Raw genomic sequence first — 21,298 nt, 5'->3', positions numbered from 1 at the left:
CTGCGGGGAATATTTGAATGGAAGTTGTCAGCACCGGCGCTGCTTCACTTGAGATTCCCGGATACCAGATCCTCAAAAAGATCAATCAGGGCGGCATGTCTACCGTCTATCTGGCTACCCAGCGGAGTATGGGGCGGCAGGTAGCGTTGAAAGTCATGTCCCCGGTGCTCAATGCCGATCCAATTTTCAGCGAGCGCTTCCAACGCGAAGCGAATATCGTCGGCCAATTGTCCCACCCCAATATTGTCGCAATCCACGACATCGGCCGTTACCGCAGCCTTAACTATATCGCCATGGACTACCTGCCCGGTGGATCTGTGGCCGATGCGCTGACGAAAGGGGCAATCGAACCACTCGAAGCCCTGCACATTACCCGCCAGATTGCGATGGCCCTGGATCACGCCAGCAACAAGGGGTATGTCCACCGCGACCTAAAACCGGAAAACATTCTTTTTCGCGAGGACGGCTCTGCCGTCCTCACGGACTTCGGCGTGGCGCGGGCGGTGGCCCGCACGACCCGCATGACGAATACCGGCATGGTCGTGGGAACGCCCCACTACATGAGCCCGGAACAAGCCCGGGGCGCCGCCGTTGACGGGCGCGCAGACTTGTACAGCCTGGGCGTCGTATTTTATGAAATGCTCACCAGTGCCGTGCCCTACCAGGCGGAAGAAGCTGTCGCGATCGCCATCAAGCACCTGACAGACCCTATTCCGCGACTGCCGGCGCGCCACTCACTGTATCAGGGCCTGATAGACCGCTTCCTCGCCAAGGATCCAGAACAGCGCTTTCAACGGGGGCTCGATGTTGTCGACGCCATCGACCAATTGCTGGCGGCCATTGACGGGAAAACTCCGACTACCCCGACGAAGCTGAACAACACGTCAGTGCGCGTTTCGAGCCTGCTCCGCGCCCTGTTGATGACACTGTACGGCACCCTGTGTGATCGCCTTGCCGCTACCTGGGCCCGCTGGCGCGACAAACCCCTGCACGAGCATAGCGGCCGTGCAGAACAACAGACCATCCTGCGCATTCAGCAGGTTATGCTGCAGACACCCCCCGCGAAACGGCGCTCCTGGTTACTGGGCGCCACCGCCTGTGCAAGCCTGGTTCTTGTGTGGGTGCTGTTCAGTTTGATCAGCAACAAGTTCTCCTGGAAAACCGAATCCGGACTCGTAAACGATGCCGTCGGCATCACTTCGCAACTGTTGCTACCGGCGCCGGCGGTGGAGAACTCTCCGCTACCGGGCCCGCTCCGGCTCGAACAACCGCGTAACACCGGAGCAATATTGCGCACGGAGAATTTCGCGCCAACGGCACAAGCACCGGAAGTAACCCAGGCGGCCAACGCCCAGCCTGACCCGCAAAAAATCGAACGCAGCGCCGATGCGCCAGTGCGTCCGTCCCCTCAGGCCGCTTCCGACACTTCAACGGTAACGCCGAGCGAGCCCGAGCAAGCCGAGCCGCCGGAAACCTACTCCCTCACGGTTTCAGCCAAACCGACCGATGCGCGCATCCGCATCATGAACATTGCGCCTCGCTATACGCCGGGCATAGCACTCGCTCCCGGGCGCTACGACGTCGAAGTCAGCAAGCCCGGCTATGACATTTTGCGACGCTGGATCGAAGTGGATGATGCGGATGTTACGCTGGCGGTAGAGCTGGAACGCAAATACATGGCCGGTCGCAGATTCCAGTCCCCGCTGAAAAGCGGCGGACACGGCCCGGAAATGGTGGTGGTGAAGGCCGGCAGCTTCACTATGGGCAACGACCGGCGCCCCTTCACCAGCCCAGAGCACAAGATCACTATTCGCAAACCGTTCGCCATTGCGGCCCACGAAATTACCTTTGACGAATATGATGGATTCGCGAAAGCCACCGAGCGCGCGCTGCCCAATGACGCAAACTGGGGCCGCGGCAATCGCCCAGTGGTGAATGTGACGTGGACCGACGCGCAGGATTACGCGAAATGGCTCACTGGCCAGACGGGGCAGAAATATCGCCTGGCGAGCGAGGCCGAATGGGAATATGCGGCGCGTGCCGCCACCGATACACCATTCTGGTGGGGTAACGGCAGCGCCAAAGGCAAAGCCAATTGCCGCCGTGGCTGCGCCAGTGAATTTAACACCCTGTTTTCAGTATCCAGCGCACCAGTGGGCAACTACAAAGCCAACGAGTTTGGCCTCTATGATACTGCCGGCAACGTCGCCGAGTGGGTGCAGGACTGTTTTCTCGGTGACTACAGCAACCACCGTTCGGACGCGCGCCCGGTGCACATCAAGAACTGCAAGCTTCGCGCGGTACGCGGTGGCTCCATGCGCGAGCCATTGCGCAATATCAGTTCAGACTACCGCACGGGCCTGAACGAAAAAGCCTCCTCCAAAGAAGTCGGCTTTCGCCTGGTTATGGAACTCTGATCCCGTTATCAGAGTTCCATAACCAGATCCTGTCTCACTATTTCACCTATTCCCCGCTGCGGCTGATTTCCCAGACATTGTGAATCCTGGGATTGCGCTGAAAATCCTTGTCCAGCAACCTGGCCGACAGGTTATCGACCGCATAGGACTCGAGAACCTGCTCATCCATTTTGAAACTGCGCAGGTTATTCGAGAAAAGCAATTTCCCACCCGGGGCCAACAGCGCCATGCACTGCTCGATTAATTTGACGTGGTCCCGCTGAATATCCAGCACGCCTTGCATTTTGGCGGAGTTGGAAAACGTTGGGGGATCCAGAAAAATCAACTGGTAGTGCCCTTTGCGATTTTGCTGCGCAGCATCAAGCCACTGCAGACAATCCGCTTCAATCAGCTGATGACGGTACGCGTCCATGCCATTTTGCCGGAAGTTGCGCTGGGCCCATGCCTGATAGGTCTTCGACATATCAACGCTGGTGCTTTCCGTACACCCGCCAAGGAAAGCCTGCACCGTTGCTGTCGCGGTGTAGCAAAACAGGTTGAGCAGCTTCTTGCCTTCGGCCATCTTTCTCAGATACTGCCGAACCGGGCGATGATCCAGGAACAGCCCGGTATCCAGGTAATCCCATAGATTGATCTCGAGTTGCGCACCGTATTCATCCACCCAGAACGTGCCCGCGCTGGACTCACGCTTCTGGTACTGGCTGCCGCTTTCCTTGTGGCTGTGGCGACGGCGCTCCTTGATTGACACCTGGCGTGGCGGCAACTCAAGCACATGGCGGGTCGCACGCACCAAATCCGCCAGGCGCATGCGCGCCTTTTCTTCCGGAACGCTGGCCGGTGCGCGATACTCCTGGATATGCGCAAACTTCTCCCCTTCGAGCGACTGGTAAACATCAATAGCCGCCGAATATTCCGGCAAATCTGCGTCGTACAGCCGGTAGCAGGTGACCCCGTTCTTGTTCGCCCACTTGCCAATATTCCGCAGGTTTTTCTGTAGCCGGTTGGCAACCATCTGCGCTTCGGCAGACAGCGGCCGCGCAGGCTTACCGCCCTCGCCCGCCTGGCCACCGGTATTGGCGTGCACCTCAAACAGCAGAAGCTGGCTCGGGATACTGCCGTTAAACAACTTGTACTGCTTGTGCGATCGCAGGCCCATACTGTGACAAAGCTCGGGGTTCCCGGTGAAAATGCCGGCACGCCAGCCGGCAAACTCCTGCTTTAATTGCCCCCCCAGTTCCGCGTAGGTTTCCCGCAGGGCATCCAGCTCGCCCAGACGCTCTCCGTACGGCGGGTTGGTCAACACCAGGCCCGGCTTTACCTCTCGATGGCTCGGCACCTTGAATCCGCTGACTGGCCTGCAGCTGACCCGGACAAATTGTTCCACCCCCGCACGGGCAATATTGGATTCCGCGGCAAACAGCACTTTGGCATCGGCATCGTAGCCGCGAATTTCCGGCATCGCCCGCTCCAGCCCCGCACTGCGGCGCTGCAGCGCTTCCTCGCGCAGCTCCAGCCAGATGTCATTCTGGTGATTCAGCCAGCGCTCAAAGCCGAAGCTTTTCCGCAGCAGCCCGGGTGCGATGTCTGCCGCCATCAGGGCCGCCTCGATCAATATGGTTCCCGAGCCACACATGGGATCCAGCAAGGCGCCGCCACTCTCGGCGATCTCAGGCCAACCACTGCGCAGCAGCAGCGCGGCGGCGAGATTTTCCTTCAACGGGGCCGCACCGATATGCGTTCGGTATCCGCGGCGGTGGAGGCTGTCGCCAGTCAGGTCGATGGCCACTTCCAGCATATCGCGGTGCAGCCGCAGCATGACCGACAGATCCGGATCCCGTTTGTCGACGTCGGGACGCGCACCAGTGGTGTTGCGCAGCCGGTCGACAATGGCGTCTTTCGCCTTTTGCGCGCCGAACTGACTGTTGCGGATTTCCTGGTTGGTTCCGGAAAACTGCACCCAGAGAATTCCGGTTGGACTGATGTGCTCTTCCCACGGCAGCTCAACCACCGCCTGGTAAAGATCTTCAGCTCCGGAGATACGTGCCTGCCCGAGGTTAAGAAGTACCCGGTTGGCGAGGCGGCTCCAGAGGCAAACGCGGTACGCGAGCGCCAGGGGGCCCGAGAAGCGTACGGCGGCCGGCTGTTCCCGTTCAACCTGGGCTCCCAGATTGCGCAGCTCTTCTGCCAGCAAGTTTTCCAGGCCTTTCGGGCAAGTAGCGGTAAATTTGAACTCTACGGTCAAAGGGGTCTTCTCAGTCAGCAGTTAGTAGCCATTTTGGCAAAGACAGGCCGGCCAATCTGGCCAGGCGGTACTTGGGTGGCGCAAGCATACATGAAACGGGTATGACATTCCCTCTTGCTAATCGGGTAGGCGATACCATTTCCCCACCTAGATGATTTCCTCCTATCGCAGCGGTTTTTCAGAAAAATCCGTTCATTCCACCACCTGCACTATTCTGTTTTACTGCAAGTGTTCTCGCTTTGGCCGTTCCACAATAAGCTGGAATACGAACAATCGGGAATTATCTGAGTCACCCAGCAAGGAGAAAACGACATCGATACTGCATTGGGCTGGCCATCCGGCACCCCAATACCGGCAATAAACGTGCGGAGGCTTATCTCTGGGAATTAGCCGACCGCACCGTATTGAATGAATGAAAGTTCGAGGTACACCATCGATGAAACGCCAAAAACGTAATCCCTCCGACCGCGCATTCCACAAAGGTTATGTAGCCGCAATGGAAGGCAGAAATTCTGAAAGTTGCCCATATGAAGTGGCATCACTTCACCAGGAATGGGTGAATGGCTGGCGGCAGGGGCGGCAGGATTACTGGAGCGGCTTCGGGCCTGCAGCTCAGGCACAACGCATCGCCAACCTCTAAACAGACTAGATAAAAAAATCCCGGGTTATCCCGGGATTTTTTCGCCTGGCGACAAGAGGTCGAACTTCGCAGACTATTTCGCTACTGCACGGCCTTGATGCAGTTTCGCAATGGCTTCCGCCGCTTCACGAATGACCGCCGGACCCCGGTAGATGAAGCCAGAATAAATCTGAACTGCAGTCGCACCCGCCCGGATTTTATCTGCCGCGCTATCCCCATCAAATATACCGCCGACACCAATGATCGGTATCCGGCCATTCAATTCTGAAGAAAGCTTCCGGATCACCTCCGTGGAGCGCGCAGTCAGCGGCCGGCCACTCAGGCCACCCTCCTCCGCGCCGTGCTCCATGCCCGCCACGGAAGATTTATCAACGGTGGTGTTGGTCGCGATCACGCCGTCAATGCCATGCTCAAGGAACGATTTTGCCACTTGTTCAAGTGCCTCATCTTCCATATCCGGCGCAATCTTCACCGCAAGGGGTACATAGCGGTCATGCTCTTCAGCCAGGGCATTCTGTTTTTCCTTCAGCGCAGCCAACAACTGATTCAGGCTATCGCCAAACTGCAGATCCCGCAGTCCCTTGGTATTGGGCGAGGAAACATTTGCCGTTATGTAATCTGCATGTGCATAGACTTTTTCCATGCACAGGCAGTAATCGTCTGCAGCCTTCTCCACCGGGGTGTCAAAATTCTTGCCCACATTGATGCCGAGCACACCGGAGTAACGGCGATGTTTGACGCGCTCCAGCAAATAGTCGACACCAAGGTTATTGAATCCCATCCGGTTGATGATGGCCTCGGCTTCCGTCAACCGGAAAAGTCTCGGCTGTGGGTTGCCCGGCTGCGGGCGCGGCGTCACCGTACCCACTTCCACAAACCCGAATCCGAGCGCTCCCAGGCCGTTGAACGCCTGGGCGTTCTTGTCGAGCCCCGCAGCCAGGCCTACCGGATTGGGCAAAGTCAGCCCCATCAGTTCGACCGGATCATCGGGGATGCTCTTGGCAAACAAAGACATCAGGCCAAGGCGCTCAGCGGCACCAATGGCATCAATAGAAAGGTGGTGGACCCGCTCCGGATCCAGCGCAAACAGAGCTTTGCGCACTAGCTCGTACATGGGCTTCCTTTACTTGGTTGCGTTGCCGGGCAGGATAACTGTGTCCCTGCCCGGCACTCTCGGATGACGAAGTCGCTTATTGTGCCAGGGAATCCTGGTCCTCGGTCGCATTCGCGAGGTACATCAACTCCCTGAGCGCGACAGTGAACATGGCAAAGTCACTGCCCTGCGCGGACTTCAGCTCCTTCAGCAGGCTGTTCCAGCGCTGAATGGGCTGCGCCATGATAGCGCTCCAGCGGGCTACCGCGCTATCCACATCCAAACCATCATCACCCGCAAGGCGCAGGATATGAATCGCGAGCTTGGACAGCTGGCTGTCCAGGTCATCCATACTGGTCTCCCGCGCCTGGGCCTGCCAGAAGCTGTCTACCGGCAGATCGATGATCTGGTTGCCGAACCAGTAGAGGCCCAGTTTGTCCGCCAGCGTGAAGTAGGTGCGAGCCACCTCTTCAACCGGGCGGTCACTGACACGCGCAGACTGGGAAATACCCAGGGCTGAGAACAGGTAGGTCGGAGAAGCGGCCAGCATCGCCAGTTTCTCCGGCACATTTGCCTGCACCAGCTTTTCGTGGCGCGACTGCCAGTCCCGCAGCGGCTCGCCACTCAACACCTCCGGCAGGGCCCGAATCACTCGCTGCACCGAATCCTGGAACAGCTCGCGCTCTACGGCCGGATCCAGTTCGCCGCGACGGTTGCGCACAAACCAGCGGGTGGCACGCCGCACACGGCCAATCATGGAGTTCATCAGCTGCAGCTGCAGTTCCGATGGCACCTTGTAGTCCAGCTCTGCGACACCATCCTGGAACTCCTGCATCAGGTACACATCGCGCGCACTGATGTAAGCTGCAGTGATGGTATCGATGTCAGCCCCGGTGGCACTGCTGACCCGGTGATAGAAAGTGATCCCCATGCTGTTCACCAACTCGTTGGCAACCTGGGTAGACACGATCTCCCGGCGCAGCTGGTGGTCATACACCAGACCTTTATAGCGCGCGACCAGCGCCGGCGGGAAGGCAGACTCGACGGCCTCCTGCACCCGGTCGTTATCAATGATCTGGGAACCGAGCAGGTCTTCCTTCAGCTTCACCTTCACGTACGAGATCAGAACGGAAAGCTCCGGACGAGTCAGGTACCGCCCTTTGTTCTGGCGTTCTGTAAGGGTCTCATTGTCCGGGATAAACTCCAGCGCACGGCGCAGCCGGCCTTCGGCCTCCAGGGCGTTGATGGTTCGGCGGTACTCGTCGAAGCGATCCCCGATCTGGTACTCGGCCACACTCAGCGCAAGGGTCTGGTTGTAGTTATTGTCCAACACCAGATCGGAAACGGAATCGGTCATTTCCTCCAACAGCTGGTTGCGCTGCTTGTCGGTGAGGTCGCCGTTGGCCACCACCTTGTCCAGCAGGATCTTGATGTTTACTTCGTGATCCGAGCAGTCCACACCGCCTGCGTTATCAATGAAGTCTGTATTACAGCGCCCGCCGGTCAGAGCAAACTCGATGCGCCCACGCTGGGTCATCCCCAGGTTGCCGCCTTCACCGAACACCTTGCAGCGCAGCTCACTGCCGTTTACCCGCAGGTTATCGTTGGACTTGTCGCCTACCTGGGCATTGCTCTCCCCGGTGGCTTTGACATAGGTACCGATACCACCATTCCAGATCAGATCCACCGGCGAGCGCAGCATCGCACTGATCAGTTCATTCGGGGTCAGCTGGTCGGCCTCAATCGCGAATGCCTGTTTCATTTCCGGAGAGATTTTCACCGACTTGGCACGGCGGTCAAAAATGCCACCACCCTTGGAAATCAGGCTCAGGTTGTAATCGGCCCAGCTTGAGCGCGGCAGTTCAAACAGGCGCTTGCGCTCCTGGAAGCTGCTGCTGGCATCCGGCGTCGGGTCGACGAAGATGTGCATATGGTTGAAGGCACCCTTGAGGCAGATATGCTCGGACAGCAACATACCATTGCCGAACACGTCGCCCGCCATATCGCCGATGCCGATTACCGAGAAGTCTTCACTCTGGACGTCCACACCCATTTCGCGGAAGTGACGCTGCACCGATACCCAGGCACCACGCGCGGTGATGCCCATCTTCTTGTGGTCGTAACCGTTACTGCCACCGGAAGCAAAGGCATCACCCAGCCAGAAGTCATACTCGGCGGCGATACTGTTGGCGATATCGGAGAAGGTGGCCGTACCCTTGTCCGCGGCAACCACCAGGTAGGGATCGTCTTCATCGCGGCGCACAACCCGCGGCGGCGGGATCACCTCACCGTCCTTCAGGTTATCGGTCACATCCAGCAACGCGCGAATGAACGTCTTGTAGCAGTTGATTCCCGCCTCGATCATGGCTTCACGGCTGTTATCCGCTGGCGGTCTGCGCACAACGAAGCCGCCCTTGGCACCACTCGGCACGATCACGGCGTTCTTGACGTTCTGCGCCTTCACCAGGCCCAGCACTTCGGTACGGAAGTCTTCCAGGCGATCGGACCAGCGCAGTCCGCCGCGCGCCACCTTGCCGCCGCGCAGGTGCACACCCTCCACTTGCGGTGAGTACACAAAGATCTCGAACTCGGGGCGCGGCTCGGGAATGTTGGGGATCTCCCGAGGGCTGAATTTGATCGAGATGTAATCCTTCGGCTGGTCGTTTTCGTCCAGCTGGAAGAAATTGGTGCGCAGTGTCGCGCGGATCAGGTCGAGGTAACGACGGATGACCTGGTCTTCGTTCAGGTTGTCGACACCGTCCAGGCCATCGTGGATCTTGCTGATCAGGCGCTCGACCCGGGACTGGTCCTGGCGATCGGCAGAGTTGATGCGCGGATCAAACAGTGCACGGAACAGGGCAACCAGGTTGCGGGTGATCTCGACATGGTTGGCGAGTGTGGCAGCAATATAGGATTGGCTGGCGCTGAACTTGGTCTGCTTCAGGTAGCGCGCATAGGCGCGCAGCATGGTGACTTCCCGCCAGTTCAGGCGCGCGGCCAGTACCAGCCGGTTAAAGGAATCACTTTCCGCCACACCATCCCAGATCGCCGCAAACGCATCCTGGAACAGCGAACGCGAGGCCTGGGCATCAATGCGTGTTGGCAGGCCGAACTCCAGGCGGAACTCGTGCATCCACACATCTTGCTGTCCGCGCGGGCGAATGGTGTAGGGGAATTCACCCATTACCCGCAGCCCGAGGTTTTCCAGTACCGGAATCACATCAGACAGGGTCAGGCCGCTGCCCAGGTTGAACACCTTGAAGCGCAGGCTGCCCGGCTCGGCGCCAACGGGCTGGTAAAAGCTCATGGCGACGCGGTTGTCATTGCTCAACTCGGCGATTGAGGCGATGTCCTGCACTGCGATGCGCGGCTCGAAGTCCTCGCGGTAGCCCGCCGGAAACGCCTGGCCAAAGATGCTGCCCAGTCGGCTGCCCTCTTCTTCCCCATGGGTCTCGTTCAGGGACTTTTGGAATACATCTTCCCAGCTGCGGGTAATATCCACGATTTGCGCCTCCAGTCGCGCTACATCAAATTCCACGGGTTCGCTCGGGTCTACCCGGAATACAAAGTGCACCCGGGCCAGAATGGATTCAGAAAAATAGGTCGTAAAGTCGGAGTCTTTGGCGTCGATGGCGCGGGCGATGTGATCGCAGATCTTCTCACGCACATCACTGCTGAACTGATCCCGCGGCACGTAAACCAATGCTGACACAAACTTGCCGAACGGATCCTTGCGCATGAACAGACGCAGGCGGGCACGCTCGTTCATGCTGAGCACACCCAGGGTGGTATCGAACAACTCCTGAGTGCTGCTCTGGAACAGCTCATCCCGCGGGAAGGTATCGAGGATGCGCTTGAGGGCTTTGCCATCGTGGCCGGTGGGCGAAAGGCCACTCTGCTCCATCACGGAGGCCAGCTTGCGGCGGATGATTGGTATCTTGGATGGGCTCTCGGTGTAAACCGGGGAGGTATAGAGGCCCATAAACGCGGACTCGCCGATCAGCTCACCTTCGGCGTCGTAGCGTTTGATGCTCACATAGTCGGAATAGGCCGCGCGGTGCACCCGGGACTTTACTGACGACTTGGCGAAGGTCAGGAAGTTCGGGCCCTGGTAAAAGCGCTGCTTGCCTTCATTAAATGCATTTTCCGGCGTAGGCTCGGCGAGATCAGGCAGCTTCTTGAAAATCCCCAGCCGGCGGTTTTCCACCTCACACAGAACCTTCTTGTCGCCTTGCTGACAAAATTCATACTCGCGGTAGCCGAGGAAGGTAAAGTTGCCGTCGCGCATCCACTGCAGGAAGGCCGAAGCCTCTTCCAGGTTGGCTTCGTGCTCGGCGAACCCTGAATGCAGCTGGTCTTCCATGGCCGAGCAGGTATCCAGCATCGGCAGATAGTCGTCTACGACCAGCTCAACGTCACCCAGTACGTCTTTCAAAGCCCGGGACAACTCAGACAGGTTGGAAGAGGAGGTATCCAGGTTGATTTCCAGGAAGATCATCGCCTCGCTGGTAATGGAGGGGTCGTCCTGGCGCTCGCCTTCTTCCTTGCGGGCAGGCAGCAGCTTCTGCAGGTGGCCCTTCTCATCCCGCTGCAATTGCAACACTGTGCTCTTGATGGAATGGATAACGGTATTGCGGCGGTTGATTTCCATCCGCACGGAATCCACCAGGAAGGGCATATCACGCTGCAATACACACACCGCCGTATGGGAACACTCCCAGCCGTGATCCTCCAGTCGCGGGTTGAAAACCCGAACCTTGCGCTCGCCTGCATCCCTCTGCTGAATGAAATCCCAGCAGGTGTAGATGCAGCCATAGACATCCACCAGGCGCCGCCCCGTCAGGTCTTCCAACGGGTACTGGTTCAGGAACTGCTCGGCAAAGGCCACCACGGGCCCGGACTTATCACCCAGCTTGTCGCGAATCAGACTACTGACCTGCTCCAGCAACTCTTCCCGGCTATCGGTAATCACCGTCGCCATATTCACGTGTAACCTCCCATCGGCACGCAAAAGAATTTGCGTCTACGTTTTAACTGTCTTGTTTTATCTTGTGTCGTTCATGCTTGCCGGCAGCCGATTGTCGCAAGACGTTGGCGGTTCGGCTGATCCCTCGCGGCCTGCACCTGCCCGCCGACCGAAAGTGGCGATTGCTGGCACCTGAGCCACCCGTACCGCTCGAGGCAACCATGCCAACCAATAGAGTTGAACAAAGTGCCAGAACAGCGGTCAAATCAAACCGGCGGTTGCCTCTCGGCATACTGCCGCTAAAATCAACCTGGCCCGCCAAACTGCAACGAGTGACTATATATAAAGATCATAGATAGCACCCGGCTCGGGCAGCGTATTGAAACAGGAAATTGGCAAAAGAAGTGACGATATGGACACACGCCAGCAGATAAAAATTCTGAGTGATTGGCTGGAACAGCAGATTATTGGCCAAGCGACTCTGGTCAATCGAATTCTCATAGGTTTACTGGCCGATGGACACCTTCTGGTGGAGGGCGCTCCAGGGCTTGCCAAGACCAAAGCCATCAAGACGCTGGCCGACGGAATCGAGGGCGACTTTCACCGGGTTCAGTTCACCCCGGACCTCCTTCCCGCCGATATCACCGGCACCGACATCTACCGTCCCGAGACTGGCGAATTCCATTTCCAGCCCGGCCCGGTGTTTCACAACCTGATCCTGGCGGACGAAATCAACCGTGCGCCCGCCAAAGTGCAGTCTGCTCTTCTGGAAGCGATGGCCGAGCGCCAGGTCAGTGTCGGACGCAAAACCTACACCCTTCCGGATCTGTTCCTGGTGATGGCAACCCAGAACCCTATTGAACAGGAAGGCACCTACCCGCTTCCGGAGGCACAGCTTGACCGCTTCCTGATGCAGGTCAACATCCATTACCCGGATGCAGAGGCAGAGACACAAATCCTGAAGCTGGCGCGCGTGGAAGCCAGCCAGGGGGAAAGCCGCCCAACCAACATTGTCAGTCAGGAAACCCTCTTCGCCGCACGGCGGGAGATTCTCGACATGCAGATGGTCGAGGCTGTGGAGACCTATATCGTCCAGTTGATCATGGCCACCCGGGAGCCGGCGCGCTACTCGGCAGAACTGGCTTCCTGGCTCGATTTTGGCGCCAGCCCGCGGGCGACCATCGCCCTCGATCGCTGTGCCCGTGCCTACGCCTGGCTGGCCGGGCGGGATTACGTCACCCCGGACGACGTCATGGCGATTGCACCGGACGTGTTGCGCCACCGACTGCTCCTGAGTTTCGAGGCTGAAGCTGCAGGCGCCAGCGCGGATGAGGTCATCCGGCAGTTACTGCAACAGGTACCGGCTATCTGATGAGCGACGCCGGTAACCGGGCGAACCGCCCAGGTAATGACACCGGACACGTGTCCGGGCTGGAACCAGGTAATAAAAGACAGCGACGTGCACAAAGCGATCAACCATAGCGAACTCAACCTCCGCGGCGCCTATCCATCGGTGGCGCCGCTGGTGCGTCTGCGCCATATCGCCCGCCAACTAAAACTGTTCAAGCCGCGGGTTAATCGCAGCGATCAGGCCGGCAACCTGCTTACCCGCTACCGCGGGCGCGGAATGAATTTCGAGGAAGTGCGCAACTATCAGCCTGGCGATGACGTTCGCGCCATCGACTGGCGTGTGACTGCGCGCACAGGCAAAACCCACACCAAGCTGTATCAGGAAGAGCGTGAAAGGCCGGTGGTCATTCTGCTCGACCTCCGCTCACCCATGTTTTTTGGCAGCCAAAACGCATTCAAGTCAGTCGCCGCCTGCAGCATCGCCTCAGCCCTGAGCTGGGCCGGCCTGCAGCACGGCGACCGCATTGGCGCCCTGCTGTTTACGGATAACGATGTGGAAACCGTGCGGCCGCGCCGCAGTCACCACGCCGTTCTCGCCGCCATTCACGGCATGGTCGACGCTGCATCCAGCCTGGTGAGCCCCATCCCCAGCCATGGCAGCCAGTCGCTCGCAACCCTGCTGGAAGAGGCTAGACGCATTGCCCGCCCCGGCAGCGCCCTGTTCCTGATCAGCGACTGCCACGATCTCGACGAGCATTGCGAGCAGGCACTCTATCTGTTGACCCGGCACGCAGACCTTCAGGTGCTCCGGCTGACAGATCCCCTGGAACTGCAGCTGCCGGATCAGTCGCTGACCATCAGCGATGGCCAGCAGCGCACTTTCCTCGGCAAATCCAATAAGGGTATGCGCAACACCTTTGCCAGGCACCAGCAGCGGGTGCGTGAGCAGACTGCCCAGATGTGCCGCCGCCTGCGCTTGCCCCTTGTCGACTTCGACAGCACACAACCCGTAATCCCCACCCTGCTGAACACCTACGGCGACCGCCAGCCGTCTCCGACGCGGAGGGCGTTGTGATGCTGCCAAGCAGGCAACAGGCTCCTCAAACCAACCAGCCAAACCTGACGCCAGAAATGCAGGCACTGCTTGAGCAGCTGAAGGATATTCACGAGCCCGCGGCCGTCGGCTGGTGGCCCCCGGCACCCGGCTGGTGGCTACTGGCAGGCCTGGTACTGCTGGCAATTGCAGGCGCATTCACCCTCTTTTGGCGCGCGCGCCGGAAACGACTGCAAAACCGCTACCGGGCAGAGGGCATTGCTCTTTTGAATGCCATCGATACATCTTCCGCAGCCGCCGTCGAGGAAATCAACACAATCCTGAAGCGTGTCGCCGTCGTAACCTTTGGTCGCCGCGCCTGCGCGTCGTTGACCGGCCAGCGCTGGATTGATTTTCTCGAGGGCACCGCACGTCTGGATATGGACGCACCCGCCCGCCGCGCACTGCTGGAAGGCCTGTACCGTCACGGGGACAGCGACCCGAGCGGCGTACTTGCATTGCGCGACTTCGCGATAAACTGGGTGCAACAGCATCAGCTGCAGGGCAGCGAGACGCCCACATCAACGCCTGCGGAGGCCGTTCGTGTTTGAATTTGGCTTCCCGTGGGTATTTGTCCTGCTGCCGCTGCCACTGCTGGTGCGCTGGCTACTGCCCCGCAGCGAACCACTGAGCAGCGCATTGAAAGTGCCCTACTACCGCCAGTTGCCCCGCGCCAAAGGCTCATCACCGGCAAACCGGCTCAACCTTCTATTGCTATGGCTTATCTGGACCTTGCTGGTGGTCGCTGCCGCGCGCCCACAGTGGTTTGGCGAACCCATAACCCAGACAAGCAGTGCCCGCGACCTGCTGATAGCAGTGGACATTTCCGGCAGCATGGAAACCCCGGACATGATCCTCAATGGCAACCCCGCCATGCGCATCACTGCGGTGAAGCAGGTGGTTGGGGACTTCGTGTTACGACGCAAAGGCGACCGACTGGGCCTTGTGCTGTTTGGCACCCGCGCGTACCTGCAAGCGCCACTGACGTTCGACCGGGCAACCGTCGACACCCTGTTGAATGAGGCGCAAATCGGCTTCGCTGGTCAGGGCACAGCTATCGGCGATGCCATTGGCCTCTCCGTCAAAAGGCTAACCCAGCGCCCTGCGGAGCAACGCGTGTTGATTCTGCTCACCGATGGCGCCAACACCGCAGGGGAAGTCAGCCCACTGAAAGCCGCTGAACTCGCCAAGCAGGCCGGTGTTACGGTCTACACCATTGGCGTAGGCGCGGAAGAAATGGTTCAACCCGGCCTGCTCGGTTCGCGCTTTGGCGCGCGCCGGGTCAACCCGTCCCGCGACCTCGACAGCGAAACCCTGCAGGCAATTGCCGATAAAACCGGCGGGCAGTATTTCCGCGCACACAACCCTCAGGAACTCGCCAGTATTTATACCGAACTGGATCGGCTGGAACCGGTGGAACAGGATGCGGAAACCTACCGACCTCTCAAGTCTCTGTACATCTGGCCTCTGGCCGTGGCCCTGCTTTTGGCCGCGCTCTGGGGCCTGGCGCCCCTGGCCATGGGATGGCTGGCCACGAGATCCAACCATTCACCCAAATCCCCGCTTCCCGCACAGGGAGGACAGCACCAATGAGTCCTTCTGATATTGCCGAATTCCACTTCTTGCGGCCCCACCTTCTGTGGTTGATTCTGCCCACGGCCGCGGCATGCTGGGCACTCGCGCGCACAATTCTCGCCAGCGGCGGGCTGCAGAAAGTGATTGACCCCGACCTGCTTCCGCACCTCTTGATGCGCGGTGGTGAAAAGCGCCCCTGGCTGTTCGCGCTTATTTTTGCCCTGCTCACGCTGATTATTGTCGCCCTCGCGGGCCCCACCTGGCGCAAATTACCCTCACCGGTGTATAGCAACCAGGATGCCCTGGTGATCCTTCTAGATCTTTCACCGTCCATGATGGCCACGGATTTGTCGCCCAACCGGCTGACCCGTGCACGCCTGAAGGTTCTGGACATCCTGAAACAGCGCAAGGACGGCCTTACTGCACTGGTTGCCTATGCCGGTGAGGCCCATGTGGTGGCCCCCCTTACCGACGATACGGCAACCGTCGCCAACCTTGTGCCTCCCCTGTCACCGCGGATCATGCCGGTGCCCGGAAGCAATATCGAAATGGCTGTGGAAACGGGCATACGCCTGATTCAGGATGGCGCCAATGGCAATGGTCAGCTGCTCGCCGTCACCGATGGCATCGACAAAGACGCGATTGGCACCATCAAAAGCGACCTCCGCAGTAGCGGCGTTCAGCTGTCGATTCTCGCCGTTGGCAGCGGCGAGGGCAGCCCCATTCCCAAGACCAACGGCAGTGGCTTTGTAACCGACGATGCGGGCGCAATTGTCATCGCAGGTTTTGATCGCCGTGCGCTGTCGAGTCTGGCAGAAAGCACTGGTGGGCATTTCGCGCAAATATCCGTTGATGACAGTGATATTGCCCGACTGATCCCAGAAGAATCCCCCCCAGAGCGGGCCGAACTCACCGAGCGGCAGTTTGACCAGTGGCGAGAAGAAGGCCCCTGGCTGGTACTCCTCATACTGCCGTTTGCCCTGCTGCTATTCCGCCGCGGAACCCTCGCCTGCAGCCTACCCCTGCTCTTCCTGGTGCCTGCGCCAAACAGTAACGCGGACACCTGGCAGGATCTCTGGAAGACACCGGATCAACAGGCCGAAGAATTACTGCTCAATGGCAAGCCGAAAGAAGCCGCCGAGTTGTTTGACAATACGCAGTGGCAAGGCACTGCAAATTATCGTGCTGGCGAATTTGATGCGGCGGCTAAGGATTTTGCACAGAGCGCGAAACCCCAGGGCCTCTATAATCTCGGCAACAGCCTGACCCAGCAAGGTCGCTTCGACGACGCCATCAAGGCATACGATGAAGCACTCAAGCAAAACCCGCAATTCGCAGACGCCAAGCACAACCGCGAAATTGCTGAGAAGCTGAAAGAGCTACAGGAACAGCAGCAACAGCAAAATCAGCAGCAAGGCGATCAACAGTCACAGCAAGAGAAAAAACAGGGACAGGACAACCAGCAGCCAAACCAGGACGGCTCACAACAGCAATCCCAGCAGAGCCAGGAAGACGGCCAGCAGAACAACCAGCGACCGGATCAAGCTGGCAACGATCAGGAGCAGTCCTCGCAACAGCAGGAAGACGCCGAAGAAGATCAGCAAAAGCCTGGACAGCAACGAGGTGACGAAGGGGAGCAGCAGAAGGAGCAAAACGCCCAAGCCGGCGAGCCCAAGGAAAGCCCCCTGGACCCCGAGACCCAGCAAGCCCTGGATCAATGGCTGCGCCAGATACCCGATGACCCTGCTGGGCTTATGCGCGAAAAATTCAAATATGAAAGCCTGCAACGCCGGCGCGCGTACCGCGCCGGAGAGTGGCAGCCCCCGGAGAATGGAGCTACCCAACGATGGTAAGCGGAGCACCCCGTAAGTTGTACATCTCAGGACTTTTCAAAACGTTGCTGTTGATAGCAGTCACCTTGAGCACATTCTTGTTTGCTCAATTAGCTGCAGCGCAGGAATTGACCGCGACGGTAGACCGAAACGAGCTCGCGGTAAATGAGACCTTCACGCTTACCCTCCGCTACAGCGGCGCGCAAAGCGGTGGTCAACCCGACTTTGACCTGCTGGAACAGGACTTTGAAGTCCTCTCCCGCCAGCAGTCCAACCAGTACCGGGTCTTCAACGGTCGCGCCGAAAGTTTTGTGGAGTGGACGGTGATTCTCGCCCCGCTCAAGGAAGGTAAACTGTTCGTGCCATCACTGCACCTGCACGGGCAGGTTTCCGATGCTATTCCAATCACTGTTAACCAGGCCGGCCAATCACCGAGCGGAAACAACCGGCAGGCTTTTCTGGAAGTAGAGCTCGACAAAGACAAGCTCTATGTACAGGAACAGCTCCTCGTCAAAGTTCGCCTGTATACCACTGTCGGCCTCCACGACATCGCCGCAGACCCGCTGCAGATTCCCGACGCGCATATTGAAAAAGTGGATGAGCAACGCTATGAGCAACAGATCAATGGCGTCGGGCATGCGGTATACGAGCTGACGTATGCGGTGTTCCCGGAAAGTTCGGGCGAACTGCAAATCCCACCGCTCAACTATATCGCCGTCACCGGGCGACGAGACCCGTTTTCACTATTCAACCGCAATGCGCAGCGTATCCGCCTGCGCTCGGAAGCCAAGAGCGTTCAGGTGGAACCCAAACCAGACAGCTACAGCGGCACCCATTGGCTGCCGGCAGCCAGCCTTGGGCTGGTTCAAAGCTGGAGCAAGGATCCCGAGGAATTTAAGGTAGGCGAACCGATCACGCGTATCATCACTTTGCGTGCCGAAGGCCTGCGCGCCGCCCAGTTGCCGCCCTTGCCAAAGCTGAATGTCGAAGGCCTTAAAACCTATCCTGACCAGCCACAGCAGGAAGACAGCCCGGGCACCAACGGAATCATCGGTAGCCGTATAGAAACCACGGCTATTGTTGCGACCAAGCCAGGCGACTACCAGCTCCCGCCGATCACGATCACCTGGTGGGACAGTAAGACGGGGCAACAGAGGGCTACGCAACTGCCGGCATTCAGATTCAAAGTAAAGGGAGCGCCGATTATAGAATCTACGACGCCTGGCACGTCATCTCCCCCTCTACATACCACGCCTATTGTCACAGAGGTCGAACCTGGCTTCTGGCAAAAAATTGCGCTAATCGCAATAGCGTCACACTTGCTATGGATCATTTACTTTTTTTACACGAAGCAAAACAAAAGTGCGGAACCATTAAGGGAAACACGCAGAAATAGCTCAATTCAAGCAGAGTCTCAGAAGTTGATCGAGGCGGCAAAATCGGGCGAACCTCAAGAAATTCAAGTTGCCCTACGTCACTGGATTGCGCTCCGCTGGCCTGCGCTCAGACATCAAAGCCCCGACTGTGCAGTGCAGCAGCTTGGAATATCGGATCTGTCCCAGGCCTTTGACATATTGAATGATGCAATTTACAAGGTTCCGCCGAAGCCAATGAATCGACAGCAGCTGCAGATCCTGATTCACAGATTGACCCGTATTGAACAAGAGTCATCGCCGAAACACGGCGCACTGCCAGGATTGTTTAGTGGATGATTCAAAGCCAGTATTCGGGGCAGGCATTTAGCGTCAGCTAAACTGCTAAAGCAGTGAGTTCATCAGCTCCAGAGTCTGCTCCGCGGCACGATCCCAACTAAATTGTTTTGCTCGATCCAGAGCCAGGCTTTGCAGATTCCTGACGCGAGCAGTATTGCCTGTTAACTCAGCGAGGCACCTGGCCATTCCATCAACGCACTCCGGATCCACCAATACACCAGCGTCGCCAGCAACTTCCTGCATCGCGCCACGACTCGAAGTCATTACTGGCGTCCCTTGGCTGAATGCTTCAACTATCGGCAATCCGAAGCCTTCATAAAGTGACGGCAACAACAGCGCCCGGGCATTTCTATACAAACTAGGCAATTGATTATCTTCGACATATCCGAGCACTTCGACATGATCGGTAATGCCCAACACACGCAGCTTATCCTCCAGCTCTGGCAGCCCCCAGCCGCTGCCACCACAGATTTTCAAGGGTAATGGCTCCGCCACAAGTCTTAGATACCGTGAATACGCCTCAAGCAAACGGAATAAATTTTTGCGCGGCTCAATAGTACCGACAAACAGGAAGTAATTGCCCTCGGGCCTGCGCCCCTCAAAAATCGGTAAAAACGGCGCCTCATAGATTGTCCGCAAGCGTCCGGCTGCGACAGGAAAATGTTGCGCCACATCTGTCGCGGTGGCATCGGACACAGCGATGACAGCACTTGCAGCCCTGATAGACGGAGGCATAAGCACCCTTTCCAGCCAATGTCCAAAACGCGACATTGTCTCCGGGTAAAGCTTCCAAACCAGGTCATGAATAGTAACAACCTGTGGAACGGCCGAACTTATAAGTAGAGGCAAGTGGTGCCTGGGAGACCAGTAAAGATCCACCTGATCCTGACGAGACCACCTGGGAAACTGGAGCTGGGCATATATCGAACCAAATTTCGCAGCCTTTAGACGTCCAGTTCGAACCTGGACATTAGTCCTTGTGCCGTAATCCAGCTTGAGCGGCCGATCACTGTACAAAAACCATTCATGTTCAGAATCCAACAAGCGATCGAGAACCGCCTGCGTGTAACGCCCAATGCCGGTTGTAGGGATCGACAATGGACGCGCGTCAACAGCTATACGCGCCATCAGTTTGTTTCACGTCGCTCTGAAAGTACGGACTCGTAAAGTCGGGCGTAAGCCGTCGCCATGCGCTCTCCGGTGAATAGGCGTTCATAACGCTGTCGGCCTTTATGCCCCATCAACACAGCCTTTTCAGGGTTGTGCCAAAGAGTACTCATCGCATCGCGCAAAGAATCCGGGTCTGCAGGCGGCACCACGTAGCCCGTTTCCTCATGCTGGTTTACATAGCTCGTCCCCGTACCAATTTCGCAGGAAATGAGTGGCTTCCCGCACATTAACCCCTCTAACAAGGTCACACCAAATGCCTCTGAACGGATGTGGGACGGGAATACAGTGGCGCGACAGAGCTGAAATAGAGCCATCTTTTCTACCTCATCGACAAAACCCGCAAATATCACGTTATCAATGCCCAGATCGACGGCCAAAGCCTTTAGACGAGCCTCCTCAGGCCCTGAGCCGGCAATAACGATCCTATAGGGCTGGCCTAAAGCGGCACGGACCAGAAACTCCAACCCTTTGTAATAGCGCAACACCCCGACAAACAGCATGAAATCTCTACCAAACCTCTCTTCTACCGAAGCAAGCGCTTCGTCAGAAGGGCGAGGGTAACCTGACTCGGAAATACCCAGCGGTATCACCTCTGTCTTGTGGCGGTAGTCCTTCAGTATTTCGCTACTTTCTACATAATTTTGGGACGTCGCGACGATTCTGTCTGCCCGGGCAAAAAAGCGCTTCATCAGCGGGCGATACAGCGCTCCCAGAAAACGCTGGCGGACAACATCGGAATGGTACGTAATCACAAGTGGGCGCGAAGACCCTGCAAGCAGGTATACGAGGTCACCAAATGGCCAAGGGAAATGGAAATGCAACAGGTCTGGTGATTTTTTGTTCAGCAATCGAAGCATTCCGGGCCCTACGCAGCAAGATGCCAAGGAGAACCAGCGCTTGGCTGAACTATATGCTACGCCACCGAAATGCCCCTCCCCGACCGACGAGCTCGCCAAGGTCAGCACTTCCCCCCCTGTCAGCCGAGCGACCTCCAAGATGACCTGCTCGACCCCACCCTGTGATTCAGGAAAAAAAGTGCGGTAGCACTGAAGAATTTTGACAGGTTTATTCAACACAGAACCCCAAGCAATCAAACTCTATTGTCAATCACACAAGTCACAATTAGTACCAACTCGAGTGTGACCAGCCAGCCGAGCTTTCCGTAGGGTACTGTTTTTAAACAAAATCTTGTATATTCGCCGGCTTGC

13 protein-coding genes are annotated in these 21,298 nt (G+C 57.9%); 8 read left to right on the top strand and 5 right to left on the bottom strand.

Features of this window, described 5'->3' with window-relative positions; translation table 11 throughout:
* Positions 1–17: 17 nt before the first annotated feature.
* Positions 18–2,417, top strand: a complete 2,400-nt coding sequence (locus ACNKU7_RS08510) for a bifunctional serine/threonine-protein kinase/formylglycine-generating enzyme family protein (RefSeq protein WP_418296545.1) — start codon at positions 18–20, stop codon at positions 2,415–2,417.
* 46 nt (positions 2,418–2,463) lie between these two features.
* Here ACNKU7_RS08510 and rlmKL read toward each other — a convergent pair whose 3' ends face one another.
* The gene (rlmKL, locus tag ACNKU7_RS08505) at positions 2,464–4,659 is read right to left on the bottom strand and encodes a bifunctional 23S rRNA (guanine(2069)-N(7))-methyltransferase RlmK/23S rRNA (guanine(2445)-N(2))-methyltransferase RlmL (RefSeq protein ID WP_418296544.1); all 2,196 of its coding nucleotides are present in this window, start codon (positions 4,657–4,659) and stop codon (positions 2,464–2,466) included.
* A 436-nt stretch (positions 4,660–5,095) separates the two neighbouring features.
* Between rlmKL and rmf the strand changes: the two genes are divergently transcribed.
* Complete coding sequence (gene rmf / locus ACNKU7_RS08500; protein ID WP_418296543.1) at positions 5,096–5,299, top strand: ribosome modulation factor; 204 nt, start codon at positions 5,096–5,098, stop codon at positions 5,297–5,299.
* Positions 5,300–5,372: 73 nt separating this feature from the next.
* Here rmf and ACNKU7_RS08495 read toward each other — a convergent pair whose 3' ends face one another.
* Together ACNKU7_RS08495 and ACNKU7_RS08490 are read right to left on the bottom strand one after the other, a co-directional pair.
* Positions 5,373–6,413, bottom strand: a complete 1,041-nt coding sequence (locus ACNKU7_RS08495; protein ID WP_418296542.1) for a quinone-dependent dihydroorotate dehydrogenase — start codon at positions 6,411–6,413, stop codon at positions 5,373–5,375.
* 76 nt (positions 6,414–6,489) lie between these two features.
* Positions 6,490–11,373 (bottom strand): NAD-glutamate dehydrogenase, encoded by a 4,884-nt coding sequence (locus ACNKU7_RS08490; protein WP_418296872.1) that lies wholly within the window; start codon positions 11,371–11,373, stop codon positions 6,490–6,492.
* Between the two features lie 397 nt (positions 11,374–11,770).
* Between ACNKU7_RS08490 and ACNKU7_RS08485 the strand changes: the two genes are divergently transcribed.
* From ACNKU7_RS08485 to ACNKU7_RS08460, 6 genes are read left to right on the top strand one after another with little or no spacing between them, the layout of a single operon-like run.
* On the top strand, positions 11,771–12,730 hold the full coding sequence (locus ACNKU7_RS08485; RefSeq protein WP_418296541.1) for an AAA family ATPase: 960 nt from the start codon (positions 11,771–11,773) through the stop codon (positions 12,728–12,730).
* 36 nt (positions 12,731–12,766) lie between these two features.
* Positions 12,767–13,783 (top strand): DUF58 domain-containing protein, encoded by a 1,017-nt coding sequence (locus ACNKU7_RS08480; protein WP_418296540.1) that lies wholly within the window; start codon positions 12,767–12,769, stop codon positions 13,781–13,783.
* Positions 13,783–14,352 (top strand): DUF4381 domain-containing protein, encoded by a 570-nt coding sequence (locus ACNKU7_RS08475; protein WP_418296871.1) that lies wholly within the window; start codon positions 13,783–13,785, stop codon positions 14,350–14,352. Before ACNKU7_RS08480 ends, ACNKU7_RS08475 begins: the two co-directional genes overlap by 1 nt.
* On the top strand, positions 14,345–15,394 hold the full coding sequence (locus ACNKU7_RS08470; RefSeq protein ID WP_418296539.1) for a vWA domain-containing protein: 1,050 nt from the start codon (positions 14,345–14,347) through the stop codon (positions 15,392–15,394). The genes ACNKU7_RS08475 and ACNKU7_RS08470 overlap by 8 nt, the downstream gene beginning before the upstream one ends.
* Positions 15,391–17,229: a VWA domain-containing protein gene (locus ACNKU7_RS08465; RefSeq protein WP_418296538.1), complete on the top strand. Its 1,839-nt coding sequence runs from the start codon at positions 15,391–15,393 to the stop codon at positions 17,227–17,229. Before ACNKU7_RS08470 ends, ACNKU7_RS08465 begins: the two co-directional genes overlap by 4 nt.
* Positions 17,230–17,246: 17 nt before the next feature.
* Positions 17,247–18,920: a BatD family protein gene (locus ACNKU7_RS08460; RefSeq protein WP_418296537.1), complete on the top strand. Its 1,674-nt coding sequence runs from the start codon at positions 17,247–17,249 to the stop codon at positions 18,918–18,920.
* A gap of 45 nt (positions 18,921–18,965) precedes the next feature.
* On the opposite strand, the gene ACNKU7_RS08455 is transcribed toward ACNKU7_RS08460, so the two are convergent.
* Together ACNKU7_RS08455 and ACNKU7_RS08450 are read right to left on the bottom strand one after the other, a co-directional pair.
* Positions 18,966–20,048, bottom strand: a complete 1,083-nt coding sequence (locus ACNKU7_RS08455) for a glycosyltransferase family 4 protein (RefSeq protein WP_418296536.1) — start codon at positions 20,046–20,048, stop codon at positions 18,966–18,968.
* Entirely contained in the window at positions 20,048–21,166 is a 1,119-nt protein-coding gene (locus tag ACNKU7_RS08450; protein ID WP_418296535.1) for a glycosyltransferase, read from the bottom strand. Before ACNKU7_RS08450 ends, ACNKU7_RS08455 begins: the two co-directional genes overlap by 1 nt.
* Positions 21,167–21,298 lie beyond the last annotated feature (132 nt).

This window comes from Microbulbifer weihaiensis, assembly GCF_048323715.1.
In the GTDB taxonomy this organism is placed as follows: Bacteria; Pseudomonadota; Gammaproteobacteria; order Pseudomonadales; family Cellvibrionaceae; genus Microbulbifer.
The sequence above is the reverse complement of the archived record's forward strand: the minus strand, read 5'-3'. Positions and strand labels throughout refer to the sequence as shown.